Source organism: Escherichia sp. MOD1-EC6475, from assembly GCF_003046645.1.
GTDB lineage: Bacteria > Pseudomonadota > Gammaproteobacteria > Enterobacterales > Enterobacteriaceae > Escherichia > Escherichia ruysiae.
Window position 1 is genome coordinate 1 of the sequence record NZ_PZKQ01000054.1, and the last position, 14,122, is coordinate 14,122.

Here is a 14,122-nt window from a genome sequence, read left to right on the forward strand (position 1 = left end):
GCGCCACGCGCCGCTGTGTATTCAGTGAGGTATTGTCGGTGGCGGGCAGTTTCGCCAGCTGGCTGCGTGCCGCCGCTTTGTCACCGGCGGCGATATCCACTTCCGTCAGCCCCAGAATGGCATCAACGTTAGCTGGCTCCCGCGTCAGGACATTCTGATACGCCGCGCGGGCAGCGGTGTCATCACGTCGCTGCTGTGCCCAGTCTGCCAGGGTGAGGTCAATGCGCGTGGACGGTGGCTGCTGGCGCAGCATCGCTTCCGCTTCTGCCTCTTTACCGCTTTCACGCAGGCGGCTGGCGGTTTCCAGTACCTGATCGCTTTGCAGGCGGTTTGCCAGTTCCTGAATATTGCTGTTCCACTGCGCGCGCGGCAGGCTGTTGATATGCGCCAGCGCGGCTCTGTCCTGGTCGTGACCAGAAAGATACAGTCCGTAAGCGTAAACCTGCTCCGGGTCGTTCGGCTTCTGTTGCGCCAGATTGCGCATTAACGTATCGGCCTGGCTGCGTTGCCCGACCTGCCAGAGATCCTGCGAAAGCCGGTAAGTAATCCACACACTGCCGGGATCGAGCGCCAGCCGCTGACGCTGAAGTGCTGCCGCCTGTGCCCATTTACCCTGATTTTCCAGTGCCTCCGCCTGCTGTGATAAGCGGTCGTTTTGCAGGCTGCGTTCGATGTCATCAACGCTGCGCCGCTGGCTGGCAGAAAGCGAGGCAATAAACGCTTCGGCTTTTTCCGGCGACTGCTGGCGATAAAGATTCGCCAGCCCGCGCACGGCGTTGGTGTTGCCGCTGTCCATACGCAAAGTCTGCTGATAATAGCGTTCGGCAGCGGGGTAATCTTTACGTGCCATCGCCACATCACCCAGCCCCAGTACCGCATAGCTGTCGGCGTTATCGACATTGCGCGCCTGCTGGAACAGGCGTTCTGCCCGGTCGGGATTATTGGCTTTCAGCGCAGCATCGCCCTGCTGGATCGCCAGCCAATAGCGGTTCACCTTCAGCAGACTGTTCCATTTGTCGTTGTTGCTGCTGTTCGGATCCAGCGCGAGGGCTTTTTCCAGATTCGCCACCGCATTAGCGCGATCGCCATTCTGGGAATACGCCTGCCCCAGCGCCCCAAGGGCTTCACTGTCTTTCGGGTTAGCGCGCACCGCCTGTTGCAGTTCGGGAATGGCTTTACCTGCCATGCCTGAGTCCACAGCGGCTAAACCTTGCGCACGGGCGCGGAAATTAGGATCGGCCAGTTGCTTTTGTTGTTCTGCCAGTTGCGATTGCGCAGCCACCACATTATCGCCATCGCTAAAAACAGAGAGATATTTTTTCAGCGCCGACACGCTGGCGTCGCTGACGGGCATATCTTTTATCTGCCCGTACCAGATTTTAGAAGCCCCCTCGCGCCCGGCGTTAGATTTCGCCATCTGTTCCAGTACGGCAAAACCTTCGTCACGGCGATCGCTGCTAAACAGCAATAGCGCCAGATTGTTTTGCAAACCTGTATTGCCCGGCGTATCCGCATTGATGCGTTTTAGCTGATTAATCGCTTCGCCACGGCGAGCCGGAATTTTCGCTACCGTACTCCAGTACTCGACGGCAATGTCACCTGCTGGCGGCGCTCCGTTGAATAGTTTGTTGTAACCCGCCACGGCTTCTTCCGCATGACCGGTGGTGGCCTGCAATCGTGCCTGTTGCAGTGCCTGACGACCATCCGGCGTGGAAAGTAGCATTGTGGTACGCGATGATTTATACGCATTTGAACTCGGCGCTAATTGCGACAATCGTTCGAGTTGTTTTTGCGCACCATCAACATCGCCCTGACGTAACAGAGAACGGAAACGGGCGGCAACGACATCCGGGTTATTCGGATCAATAAGTTCCAGACGATACAGCGACTGCTGCACCAGGTCTTCGCGGTGGGTCGCTTCGCCCACACGAACCTGTTCCAGCAACTGTTGCTGGGCGGTTGGTGCCGCCTCGACCATCGGCATCACGGCCAGACCGAGGGAAAGCGTAAGAATATTTAGTGTGAATTTGCGCATTCCAGGCCCCAGTCAGGTAATAACTCACCTTTTGTCGAGAAGCGGAAACGGTGTTGATCCCAGCCTTGTCCAAACAGGGTCAACACATAGTTGTAATAGGCATCGCTACCAGGAAAGTTATCTGCAATACGCTGACGCTGTACGGCCTGGGCATCACGATCCTGAAGAAATGGCAACATAGCCGCAGAAAAGCCGACTGGCCCTTTACCCTGCGCTTTACCCGTAGCGACATCGACTTTCTCCGGCGGATAGCCGTTTTTCTCGGTGAATGTCGCCATCGGTTTAAAACGGTTGAGCATCCGCGCTTTTTGCGGATCGCTGTCGGGCATCATGCCAACCCACATATAGACGCGAATAGCGTCGTAACTGCTGATCAGCGTTTTCTCTGGCTTTAACTGCCAGCCTTTGTCTTTCTCATAACGTACCCAGTCTGGCGAAAAGCCTTTCGGGGCGGTTTCCAGCAATAAACGTTGATTGGTTTCGCGCAACGTGGTCCACGGTGCGCCAAAGCGGGTGAAATACTGCGCCAGCGTCGGAGGCAGATAACTCGGGTTAAAACGCCAGGTGTTATTCTCGGCAAAGCCCACTTTGCCCGGTAACAGCATGGAACCCAGCCCCGGCACTGTCACCACTTCCTCTTGCGCAATGCGTTTTAACAACGCGCTGCCAATGTCAGTATAACGTTGCTCTTTCCACAATCGACCGGCCTCCAGCAGTGACCAGGCCATCCAGATATCACCGTCAGAGGCTGAGTTGCTGTCCAGCACTTCCCACTTCGCATTCTCTTTCTTGCCCCATAGCCAGGCGGGCAAATGCTCTTTTAACGAGCCCTGGGCAAGATTGTTCTGTGTCCAGTCGAGAAGGTTATCGAAAGCAGCACGGTCGTTAGCCGCCAGAGCAAAGAACATGCCGTAACTTTGCCCTTCGGAGGTGGTAATTTTGCGCGCATCACTGGGGTCAATGACGCGCCCCTCCTGACTGATGTAATCCTTTTTAAACTGCTCCCAGGCAGGCCAGGTACAGGCTGCCTGAACACTAAAGGCAGCCAGCAGCAGCATCGTCACGATTCCACTACGCAAAACATTCATCATCAATTACTCATTATCCGGGTTAAGACGACGACGGCTGATGATACGCAGCAGACGCCACAGTACCCAGGCCAGCAACACCACGCTGATTGCCGCCAGCACCGCCAACAGAATCGGGTGATTAGCCAGTGCATACCACAAACGTTCGAACCACGGCAGATGTCCAACGTAATAGATGTCGCCGACACGCAAACTGTTAACGCCAGATTCACGGATCACGGCTACCGAGCCGAACATGGTGGCGCGTTTGCCGCTATCGTTCACCGCATCGTTAAGCATTTCGTAACCGCGCGGACTGTCAGCCAGGAGAGCAATCACGCTGCGCTGGTCGTTATACGGTGACTGGAAGCCAATCACCGCTGCCATCGCGCCGGAAGAGGTCAGCGTTGACTGAGTTTCTGCCGCACGGTCGTTTTCGTCCGGCACAATGCCGGGGAATGGCGTCTGGCGCATTGGCGTTTTCACCCAGCTTTCGGTGGCCTGTACCAGCATGTCAATCTGCTTGTCGTCTTTTAATTTGTCCGGGATACCACCGACGATCATGATGTCGGCATCTTTACCCTGAATGGTGCTGCCATCATCGGTCACGGTCAGGTTAATCGCCGGGAAGCCCGTCTGCGCGCCGATAAAACCAACGGTATTTAGCAGCGTTTCCATCTGTGCTTCGTTGGGCGCTTTCGGCATTACGGTGATGGTTTGCGACAGATCCGCCATCCGGCTGAACGGGAAACCCGCATTGGCAAACGCTCGCAGATCCGGCATCGGAATGAAGTGGTAATACTTCGAGAAGTCGATGGTAGAGTCGTCGCCAATCACCACATGGTTCTGCACCGGCTGGAAGGTAATACAGTTATCCACCGATCCGCCCGGCATCGGGTTCATGTACTCAAAGTCGAAGCGCAGCTGGTTGGTCGCCCCCAGCCTCAACGCCGGAATAGAGACATCCGTTTTGCCGTCCAGCAAACCTTGTAATACCGGAATACGCAGCAGCAGGCGGTTCGCCTCCTGTTTGCTACTCAGGTTAAATGATTGCAGGAACTGGTTGTTCAGGCTGATATCCATCCGCGAGCTGTCTTTCACCGGCGGCATGGTGTAGCGATAGTTGATATCCATATCAATACCGGTACTGCGCATCAGGTAGAGATCTGGCGGCAGATTTAGCGAAACGTTAATCGCTGCTGGTTCCAGACCGCTGGACTGTAACTGCTCTTCATAGGTTTTTAGTTCGCCAAAGGTGACAGGACGATCGGTACGCACCCAGTTCGGCGCATCGTATGGCTTACGCGGCAGCAGCGGTTTGACTTCATTCACCACTACGCTATCGCCACGGAACAAAATATTGCCCTGGGCGATACCTTTCGCTGCCTGCAACAGGTCTTTGTCGTCACGACCAAACACGACCAGCAGTTTGACGTAAGGATTTTCCGGGTGGTTGATCATCTCAATCACCGGGGCTTTTACCGCCGGATGATCGCGCAGGAAGTCCGGGCGTTTGTCGTTAGTCGCAAAAACAATCGCATTGCGATCGGGAAGCTGGTTATAGAGTACCGGGAAGTTCTGCCCACGCCAGCCGGAACGGGAACCAAACCACGAGGCAACAATGGCGGAAGCCTGTTGCAGAGCAACATCCGGCGCGCCCGCAAAGACCATCGGTAAGGTGTTAGCACGGTTATCGCGTGGGTCAAAGAACGGAATCGGGAAGTGCGACAGGTCATTCTTCACATTCAGTGATTGATACGTCAGATCCAGTCCACTACTGCGCCCGACATCCAGCCAAAGTGTGGTGCTGGCCGGGTTTTCGCACACATCCTGATAATGACCGACAAACTCCAGCCGCACGCGGTTGAAGTCGGTAATAAACAGCGGGTTAATCGGCATTTGCGCCAGCGTCTTTTTGCCCAACTGCTCTTTAGTCACTGGTAGCACGCCCATCAGTTCATCATTGAGATAAACCTTTAACTGCGACTGAACTGGCAGCAATGACGGCGATGGCGTGTATTCGAGATTGAGCATCGCCTTCGTCACCACTTCGTCGCTGCGCATACCAAACTCAATGCTGCCGTTCGGGTTGATACCACGCAGCACCATGCTGCCCGGCGGCGGCGCGATTTGCGCAAAGGTCAGCTTCACATCACGCGAAGAGCCGTTCTGCGCGACGACTGGCGCATCCGCTCCCTGCACACCCGGCATCACCTGCCCCATCTGCGGATTTTGTTCCGTCTGGGCAGGAACAACTGGCTCAGCATTGATCAGTGGTTGCGTTGCTGGCGTCGCCTGCGTCATAAAAGAGGGGAATGCGCTCATCCCCATTGCCACTGCACAAATCCAGAATAGTTTTCTTTTCATCGCGTTATCATCATTGTTGAGCCAAAGCCTGATCCGATGGTTGTACCGTTGCGCTCCGCTCCGGGCGGCGCGGAATGAACGAAACAACCCAGGAAACCAGAGAAGTCAGCGCACGGAAAATACCCTTCACTGAAGAAGGTGCAAATTCCGCCAGATGGCGGTAGCCACGGAAGCCGAGCTTCAGAATATCCAGCAGACTTTCCAGCGGCTTATCTTCCGGGTAGCTGTCCTGCCAGAGCGCCCATGTATCCGCACGGGCAAACGTACACTGCACAAAATCGATATGTTGCTGGGTGGTGAGCGGCATCAATTGCAGCCCGACTTCGTTACCCATCACGCGTGCCACCTGGGTCGGGAAGACGTATTCCTGTTGACCGCGTTTGAGCAGCAGATTCACTTTCTGCCCTTCGAGGATCTGCGCCTGACCGTGGATTTTGATCCCCAGCCCACCGTCGGAGAAGTCCTGAACCGTGCAGGAGAAAAGGTGACCATCTTCGCGGGCAATTGCCGCTGGCATCGTCATCTCAACACGATGCGAACGACGAACCTGTTTACTTTCAACCGATACCGCTACCGCGCCGCCGAGAATAATCAGGTTGTAGAACACCCACACCATACTGACGACAACGGTAAGCATTTCGGTTGGCGGACCATAGAAGTAACGCCAGATGCCAACAGCGACACCAACCAGGTTGAGCAGCACGAGGAAGATGTACGGTCTCGAGATCACCCAATCGACATACTCTTCCTCTACCAGGCCCCCTTTGGCGGTGACGTTAAATTTGCCTTTGTGCGGGTTAATCAGCGCCACCAGCGTCGGTGGTGCGATATACCATGCCAGCACTGTTTCGTAGATTTCACTCCAGAATGAGTGGCGATATTTGCCCTGAATCTTCGAGTTAGTCAGGCTGGCGTGGATCATGTGCGGCAGCACAAACAGTGCGATCATCAACGCAGGTGCGTAGATGATATAGGCATGAAGCAGCAGGAACGCCAGCGGCGCAGTCAGGAAGATCAGCCGTGGAATGCCCGACAAGAAATGGAACATGGCGTTGACGTAGCACAGCCGTTGCGCGAACTTCAGCCCTTTACCGGTGAGCGGGTTATCAAGGCGGAAGATTTGCACCATCCCGCGCGCCCAGCGAATACGCTGACCGATATGCGCCGACAGACTTTCGGTCGCCAGCCCCGCCGCCTGCGGAATGCGCATATACGCGGAGGTGTAGCCACGACGGTGCAAACGCAAAGAAGTGTGCGCATCTTCAGTTACCGTTTCGACGGCAATACCGCCAATCTCATCCAGCGGTTTACGGCGGATCACCGCACAAGAACCGCAGAAGAAAGTGGCATCCCACATATCGTTGCCATCCTGCACCAGACCGTAGAACAGCGTGCCTTCGTTCGGCGTTTTACGAAAACGCCCCAGGTTGCGTTCAAACGGGTCCGGCGAGAAGAAGTGGTGCGGCGTCTGCATCATCGCCAGTTGTTTTTCTTTCAGGAACCAACCCATGGTCATTTGCAGGAACGAGCGCGTTGGCACGTGGTCGCAGTCGAAAATCGACACAAACTCGCCTTTGGCATATTTAAGCGCATTGTTGATATTGCCCGCTTTCGCATGTTCATGAGTGGTACGGGCGATATATTTCACCCCTACGTTTTGTGCAAACTGGCGAAACTCCTCCCTGCCACCGTCATCGAGGATCCAGATATTTAGCTTATCTTTCGGCCAGTCGATACCCAGCGAGGCATAGATAGTGTTTTTCACCACGCTGAGATCTTCGTTGTACGTCGGCACAAAAATATCCACCGACGGCCACAGCGACATATCTTTCGGCAACGGCACTGGCTGACGATTCAACGGCCATACGACCTGGAAGTAGCCGAGCACCAGCACAATCCATGCGTAAGTTTCAGCGAACAGCAGAATTAAACCGCACACCAGACTGACCGGATCATCCCAGTTCAGCGTGGAGGTGTAGCGCCACCAGATATAACGGCACGAGACAGTGAGCGACAGCACAATCAGCATCAGTGCAGAGAAGCGTCCCGGCATTCGCCGTACCATCAGAGCCACGCCCCACAGCAACATCAGGAAGATAAACTGCGACAGCGGGTTAAACGGCTGGGTGACGCAAATCAGCGCCAGAATCAGCGAGAATGTCACAATGATGCCAAGAATAAAACGCCGCGCTCCGGCGCTCAGATGTCCCAGCTCTTTTTTCTCATCAAGATGTTGCGTGTTATGGCTGAAGCGAGCCGGCAATTCATCCATCCATTGATGATAACGCCCACGAATATTCTGCAAGCGTGAAAACGACCGCCAGCGCGGTTTCGGCGTTTCTCTGCGCGAAGCACTGATCAGCAACCAGCAGGTCTGGATGACATAGCGCACAGGATCCAACGGACGCGGGCGCGAGGCGTTGATATGAGGGAACAGGATTTTATGTTGCGCACGAATACGCTGCCAGCGCGGGTGCTCCAGCGGAATAAAAATCCAGGCAAGGATCAGCCAGAAACAGCCGAGCGTCGCGCTGAAAGGCGACGCGCCATGACGACGATATTCCCGATAACGCCCAATAAGACGTGCGTTAACCGGCGGGATAAGCAACCACCGGGTCAGGATACTCATGATGCGCTCCCGACTGGCGTTTTCAGCCCGGAATAGTTCAACAGACACCAGTTCGCCAGCGTCAGAATTTCTTCTGCCGCCAACGCATCGCTACGGTATTCGCCCAACGGTTGTTTCGCCGCCAGACATTCAGCCATCGCTTCATCACGATGGATCAACATTGGCAACAAGCGCCGCTGGCTTTGCAACCATAGCTGATAAATATCGTCCTGAACCTGGCTGCCTACACGAAAATCATTAATCAAAATATGCGCGCCAGCGGGCAGTGCCTGCTGATGCAGCCGAATATGACAGTTGGCATCCACGTTGACGATTGCCAGGCTGTGATCGCACAGGCTCATGATTTGATGCGTTATCTGCGAGGCGTCGCGTGGTAAATCGATCAAAATCCATTGATAACGCCCGCTGGTCTTTAGTTGCTGAATACCGCTACAAATCTCGCCCAGCCGTGTTTGCCAGTGCTGGGGATTTTCGTGTTCTTCGAGAGTCAGTTGACCAAAGGGCAGCAGATCGAGCTGCGAGGTATAGCGTAGCCCGGCATCACGCCAGTCCTGGCCATCCAGCATGGCTCTTGCCCAGCCCTGGCGGTGAGAAAAATCAACGTTGAATGACAGGCGCAGCAAATTGTCCGGGCAGGCATCCACCAGCAGGACATTTTCTCCCAACATTTGCAATGACCAGCCTAACGCGGCAGTGATCGTTGTCGTTCCCACGCCACCCCGCATCCCCTGCAATCCCAGAACGGCCATTCACCACACCCCTACTTTTTTTGCGCAAACTCAGCCAGCAACGGCCAACGTTTTAATGCCGCAGCCAACTGCTCTCGTTGGGAAATATCGGCATAATCAATATCAGGCAGTGAAAAAGCCTGTTTTAACGCCAAAATATCATTCTGGAAGATATAGCCTATCGCGGGATCAGGCAGAATATCGGGTTCGTTGTTATTCATTATGGTTGATCCCTATAAAATAAACATATTACACAGCAAGACAATTTCGCCGCTTTATTGCTAACGGCAGCACAGAAATCCGCTCATTTTTTGACTTTCCGTTACGCAACAGAAAAACTAAAAAACGAAAAGGCTGATATCACAAGGTTTCTGGCCTGTTAAATTGATTCACATGCTAAATCTGATAAGTTTTAATTTCAATGGTAGGTTTATTTCTTAGCTTTCGCTAGTAAACTGATAATCAGACAAAATGGCGACTTGAGGGACACTGTGGACCCCGTATTCTCTATCGGTATCTCATCCTTATGGGATGAGCTGCGACATATGCCAGCAGGCGGCGTCTGGTGGTTTAACGTCGATCGTCAAGAAGATGCTATTAGCCTGGTGAATCAAACGATGGCTTCTCAAGCTGAAACCGCGCAAGTCGCGGTCATTAGCATGGATAGCGATCCCGAGAAAATTTTCAAATTAGATGATTCTCAAGGACCAGAAAAAATAAAATTATTTTCAATGCTAAATCATGAAAAAGGTCTATACTATTTGCCCCGTGATTTACAATGTTCAGTTGTTCCCAATAATTACCTGTTCATTCTTGTTTGCGCAAATAACGCATGGCAAAACATTCCTGCCGAGCGCCTTCGCCTATGGCTGGAAAAAATGAATAAATGGTGCAGGCTAAACCATTGTTCACTGCTGGTAATTAATCCCGGAAATAATAACGATAAACAATTTTCATTGTTACTGGAGGAGTACCGTTCGCTTTTTGGACTTGCCAGTTTGCGTTTTCAGGGCGATCAGCATCTGCTGGATATCGCTTTTTGGTGTAACGAAAAAGGCGTCAGCGCCCGTCAGCAACTGACCGTCCAGCATCAAAATGGCGTCTGGGCGTTAGTTCAGCGCGAAGAGGCGGAGATCCAACCACGCAGCGATGAAAAACGTATTCTCAGTAATATTGCTGTACTGGAAGGCGCGCCACCGCTATCGGAACACTGGAAGCTATTCGACAATAACGAAACGCTGTTCAATGAAGCGCGTACCTCTCAGGCCGCGACGGTCGTGTTCTCTTTGCAGCAAAATGGGCAAATTGAACCGCTGGCCCGCAGTATTCATACATTGCGTCGCCAGCGTGGTAGCGCGTTAAAAATCCTCGTGCGGGAAAATATTGCCAGCCTGCGCGCCACCGACGAACGTTTACTGTTGGCCTGCGGCGCAAATATGGTTATTCCATGGAACGCCCCGCTCTCTCGCTGTCTGACAATGATTGAAAGCGTACAGGGACAGAAGTTCAGCCGCTATGTACCGGAAGATATCACCACGCTGTTGTCGATGACTCAGCCGATTAAACTGCGGGGGTTCCAGAAGTGGGATGTATTCTGTGACGCGGTCAATAATATGATGAATAACACCCTGTTACCCGCTCACGGGAAAGGCGTTCTGGTGGCTTTGCGCCCGGTGCCTGGCATTCGCGTTGAACAAGCTCTGACGCTGTGTCGCCCTAATCGTACCGGCGATATTATGACGATTGGCGGCAATCGACTGGTGCTGTTCCTCTCTTTCTGCCGGATTAACGATCTGGATACCGCATTGAATCATATTTTCCCACTACCTACTGGCGACATTTTCTCTAACCGCATGGTCTGGTTTGAAGATGACCAAATCAGCGCCGAGCTGGTCTCGCCCCGGAACAATGGGGGATGCCGCTGCCTTTAACGCAGGGTTCCACGCCAGTCATCAATGCCGAACACGATGGTCGCAACTGGCGACGCATACCTGAACCACTGCGATTATTGGATGATGCTGTGGAGCGTTCATCATGATGACCATCAGCGATATCGTTGAAATTATTATCGTTTGCGCACTGATATTTTTCCCGCTGGGCTATCTGGCGCGACATTCTCTGCGGCGTATTCGTGACACTTTGCGTTTGTTATTTGCTAAACCTCGTTATGTAAAACCGGCCGGTACATTACGCCGTGCGGAAAAAGCCAGGGCAATCAAAAAATGACTCAATTTACCCAAAACACCGCTATGTCTTCTTCCCTCTGGCAATACTGGCGCGGCCTTTCTGGCTGGAACTTCTATTTTCTGGTCAAGTTTGGCCTGTTATGGGCGGGATATCTTAACTTCCATCCGCTGCTTAATCTGGTGTTTGCCGCGTTCCTGCTAATGCCTATTCCGCGCTATAGCCTGCACCGTCTACGCCACTGGATAGCCCTGCCAATCGGTTTTGCATTGTTCTGGCACGACACCTGGCTGCCAGGCCCGGAAAGTATCATGAGTCAGGGTTCGCAAGTGGCTGGTTTCAGTAGCGATTATTTAATCGACCTCGTTACTCGCTTTATTAACTGGCAGATGATCGGAGCCATTTTTGTATTGTTAGTGGCGTGGTTGTTCCTGTCACAATGGATTCGTATCACCATATTTGTCGTCGCTATTCTGGTATGGTTGAACGTACTTACGTTGGCTGGACCAAGTTTCTCCCTGTGGCCAGCCGGTCAACCGACCACGACGGTGACAACGACGGGCGGTAATGCAGCGGCAACGGTCGCAGCCGCAGGAGGTACGCCGGTGGTGGGTGATATGCCTGCGCAAACCGCGCCGCCGACAACGGCGAATCTTAATGCATGGCTGAATAATTTCTATAACGCCGAAGCGAAACGTAAATCGACCTTCCCATCCGCGCTTCCGGCAGATGCACAGCCATTTGAATTGCTGGTCATCAACATCTGCTCACTCTCCTGGTCGGACATTGAGGCTGCCGGGTTAATGTCGCATCCGTTATGGTCGCATTTCGATATTGAGTTCAAGAAATTCAACTCTGCGACCTCATACAGCGGCCCGGCGGCGATTCGTCTGCTGCGCGCCAGTTGTGGGCAAACTTCGCACACCAATCTGTATCAACCAGCCAATAATGACTGCTATCTGTTCGATAACTTGTCAAAACTGGGCTTTACCCAGCATCTGATGATGGGGCATAACGGTCAATTCGGCGGCTTCCTGAAAGAAGTGCGCGAAAATGGCGGTATGCAGACAGAATTGATGGATCAAACGAATCTACCGGTTATTTTGCTGGGCTTTGATGGTTCGCCAGTTTATGACGATACCGCCGTACTTAACCGCTGGCTGGAAGTTACTGAAAAAGATAAAAACTCCCGTAGCGCCACGTTCTACAACACGCTCCCTCTGCATGATGGCAACCATTATCCTGGCGTCAGTAAAACAGCGGACTATAAAGCGCGGGCGCAGAAGTTCTTTGATGAACTGGATGCATTCTTTACCGAGCTGGAGAAATCTGACCGTAAAGTAATGGTGGTGGTCGTGCCAGAACACGGCGGCGCGCTGAAAGGCGACAGAATGCAGGTATCTGGCCTACGTGATATCCCTAGTCCATCAATTACTGATGTCCCCGTTGGCGTGAAATTCTTCGGCATGAAGGCACCACATCAGGGGGCTCCGATTGTCATCGACCAACCAAGCAGTTTCCTGGCAATTTCTGATCTGGTTGTTCGCGTTCTCGACGGTAAAATTTTCACCGAAGACAATGTTGACTGGAAAAAACTCACCAGCGGATTGCCACAAACAGCACCGGTATCCGAGAACTCAAACGCGGTGGTGATTCAATATCAGGATAAACCGTACGTTCGCCTGAACGGCGGCGATTGGGTGCCATACCCGCAGTAAACACGAAAAAGGCCGCAGAGTTTCACCCCTGCGGCCTGGTCCGGGCGCAAATTGCCATTACGGCAGCCGACGCCCACATGGCACGTTACTTCCGCTTATTCAGCCAGCTCACGATCAGGCTGGCGAGAATGCCAGCAATGACCGGAGCCGCTAAATCGTGCCAGAAGACCATGCCTAACTGCGCGAACGTCATATAGCCGCCTGTGTTGTAATGACAACGTTTCGCGGCTATTCTTGAGTTGTCTAGCTTCAAGAATGGCCCCCGTGATGTTGTCAGGTATATACCTGCAACGTGCGGGGGTTTTCTCTCTCCAGCAACCAATGCCACCAGGGATAAAGCCCCCGCAACATTGCGCCTCACCGGACTCTTCCGGCTTGAGGCTGATTCTACGACTGTTTTTCTGCTTCGAAATCCATCACTTCTTCACTCTGTGCTGTGCATTCCGCACAATATTACCGGCTTGCAGCCGTTGCATTTTTCTTACGAAAAAGGCCGCAGAGTTTACCCCTGCGGCCTGGTCCGGGCGCAAATTGCCATTACGGCAGCCTGACGCCCGCATGGCACGTTACTTCCGCTTATTCAGCCAGCTCACGATCAGGCTGGCGAGAATGCCAGCAATGACCGGAGCCGCTAAATCGTGCCAGAAGGCCATGCCTAACTGCGCGAGCGTCATATAGCCGCCTGTGTTGTAATGATAACGTTTCGCGGCTATTCTTGAATGGTCTAGAGTCAAGAATGGCCCCCGTGATGTTGTCAGGTGCATACCTGCAACGTGCGGGGGTTTTCTCTTTCCAGCAACCAATGCCACCAGGGATAAAGCCCCCGCAACATTGCGCCTCACCGGAATGTTCCGGCTTGCCGCTGATTCTACGTCTGTTTTTCTGCTTCGAAATCCATCACTTCTTCACTCTGTGCTGCGCGTTCCGCAGAATATTACCGCCTTGCAACCGTTGCATTTTTCTTACGAAAAAGGCCGCAGAGTTTCACCCCTGCGGCCTGGTCCGGGCGCAAATTGCCATTACGGCAGCCTGACGCCCGCATGACACGTTACTTCCGCTTATTCAGCCAGTTCACGATCATACTGGCAAGAATTCCAGCAATGACCGGAGCCGCTAAATCATGCCAGAAGGCCATGCCCAGTTCTGCGAGCGTCATATAGCCGCCTGTGTTGTAATGACAACGTTTCGCGGCTATTCTTGAGTTGTTCAGGTTCAAGAATGGCCCCCGTGATGTTGTCAGGTGCATACCTGCAACGTGCGGGGGTTTTCTCTCTCCAGCAACCAATGCCACCAGGGATAAAGCCCCCGCAACATTGCGCCTCACCGGAACCCTTCCGGCTTGCCGCTGATTCTACGATTGCTTTTTACTGTCAGCACCCGGCAATCTTCCTCAT

The 14,122-nt window shown here is 53.3% G+C and carries 11 protein-coding genes and 1 pseudogene; 3 read left to right on the top strand and 9 right to left on the bottom strand.

Annotated features, from left to right (window positions below; all coding sequences use genetic code 11):
• The 6 genes from bcsC to bcsR form a co-directional block, all read right to left on the bottom strand.
• A partial coding sequence (gene bcsC / locus A7589_RS17670; protein ID WP_108188936.1) for a cellulose synthase complex outer membrane protein BcsC occupies nt 1–2,035 on the bottom strand: 2,035 nt, incomplete at its 3' end.
• Complete coding sequence (bcsZ, locus tag A7589_RS17675) at nt 2,017–3,123, bottom strand: cellulose synthase complex periplasmic endoglucanase BcsZ (RefSeq protein ID WP_024192198.1); 1,107 nt, start codon at nt 3,121–3,123, stop codon at nt 2,017–2,019. The genes bcsZ and bcsC, both read right to left, overlap by 19 nt.
• Before the next feature lie 6 nt (nt 3,124–3,129).
• Nucleotides 3,130–5,469, bottom strand: coding sequence for a cellulose biosynthesis cyclic di-GMP-binding regulatory protein BcsB (gene bcsB, locus A7589_RS17680; protein WP_108188937.1), 2,340 nt, complete (start codon nt 5,467–5,469; stop codon nt 3,130–3,132).
• Nucleotides 5,470–5,479: 10 nt separating this feature from the next.
• Entirely contained in the window at nt 5,480–8,098 is a 2,619-nt protein-coding gene (bcsA, locus tag A7589_RS17685; RefSeq protein ID WP_108188938.1) for a UDP-forming cellulose synthase catalytic subunit, read from the bottom strand.
• The gene (gene bcsQ, locus A7589_RS17690; RefSeq protein ID WP_000279494.1) at nt 8,095–8,847 is read right to left on the bottom strand and encodes a cellulose biosynthesis protein BcsQ; all 753 of its coding nucleotides are present in this window, start codon (nt 8,845–8,847) and stop codon (nt 8,095–8,097) included. Before bcsQ ends, bcsA begins: the two co-directional genes overlap by 4 nt.
• Nucleotides 8,848–8,858: 11 nt before the next feature.
• Entirely contained in the window at nt 8,859–9,047 is a 189-nt protein-coding gene (gene bcsR / locus A7589_RS17695) for a cellulose biosynthesis protein BcsR (protein WP_001063311.1), read from the bottom strand.
• A 258-nt stretch (nt 9,048–9,305) separates the two neighbouring features.
• On the opposite strand from bcsR, the pseudogene bcsE reads away from it, so the two are divergent.
• From bcsE to bcsG, 3 genes and pseudogenes are all read left to right on the top strand, one after another.
• A pseudogene (gene bcsE, locus A7589_RS17700) lies at nt 9,306–10,864 on the top strand (cellulose biosynthesis c-di-GMP-binding protein BcsE).
• The gene (bcsF, locus tag A7589_RS17705; RefSeq protein WP_000988317.1) at nt 10,861–11,052 is read left to right on the top strand and encodes a cellulose biosynthesis protein BcsF; all 192 of its coding nucleotides are present in this window, start codon (nt 10,861–10,863) and stop codon (nt 11,050–11,052) included. The pseudogene bcsE and the gene bcsF overlap by 4 nt, the downstream one beginning before the upstream one ends.
• Nucleotides 11,049–12,728, top strand: coding sequence for a cellulose biosynthesis protein BcsG (gene bcsG, locus A7589_RS17710; RefSeq protein ID WP_000191631.1), 1,680 nt, complete (start codon nt 11,049–11,051; stop codon nt 12,726–12,728). Before bcsF ends, bcsG begins: the two co-directional genes overlap by 4 nt.
• Nucleotides 12,729–12,813: 85 nt before the next feature.
• Here bcsG and A7589_RS17715 read toward each other — a convergent pair whose 3' ends face one another.
• The 3 genes from A7589_RS17715 to A7589_RS17730 form a co-directional block, all read right to left on the bottom strand.
• Nucleotides 12,814–12,921, bottom strand: coding sequence for a type I toxin-antitoxin system toxin Ldr family protein (locus A7589_RS17715; RefSeq protein WP_108188939.1), 108 nt, complete (start codon nt 12,919–12,921; stop codon nt 12,814–12,816).
• A 373-nt stretch (nt 12,922–13,294) separates the two neighbouring features.
• The gene (locus tag A7589_RS17720; protein ID WP_000170974.1) at nt 13,295–13,402 is read right to left on the bottom strand and encodes a type I toxin-antitoxin system toxin Ldr family protein; all 108 of its coding nucleotides are present in this window, start codon (nt 13,400–13,402) and stop codon (nt 13,295–13,297) included.
• Between the two features lie 374 nt (nt 13,403–13,776).
• On the bottom strand, nt 13,777–13,884 hold the full coding sequence (locus A7589_RS17730; RefSeq protein WP_001295224.1) for a type I toxin-antitoxin system toxin Ldr family protein: 108 nt from the start codon (nt 13,882–13,884) through the stop codon (nt 13,777–13,779).
• Nucleotides 13,885–14,122: the final 238 nt, after the last annotated feature.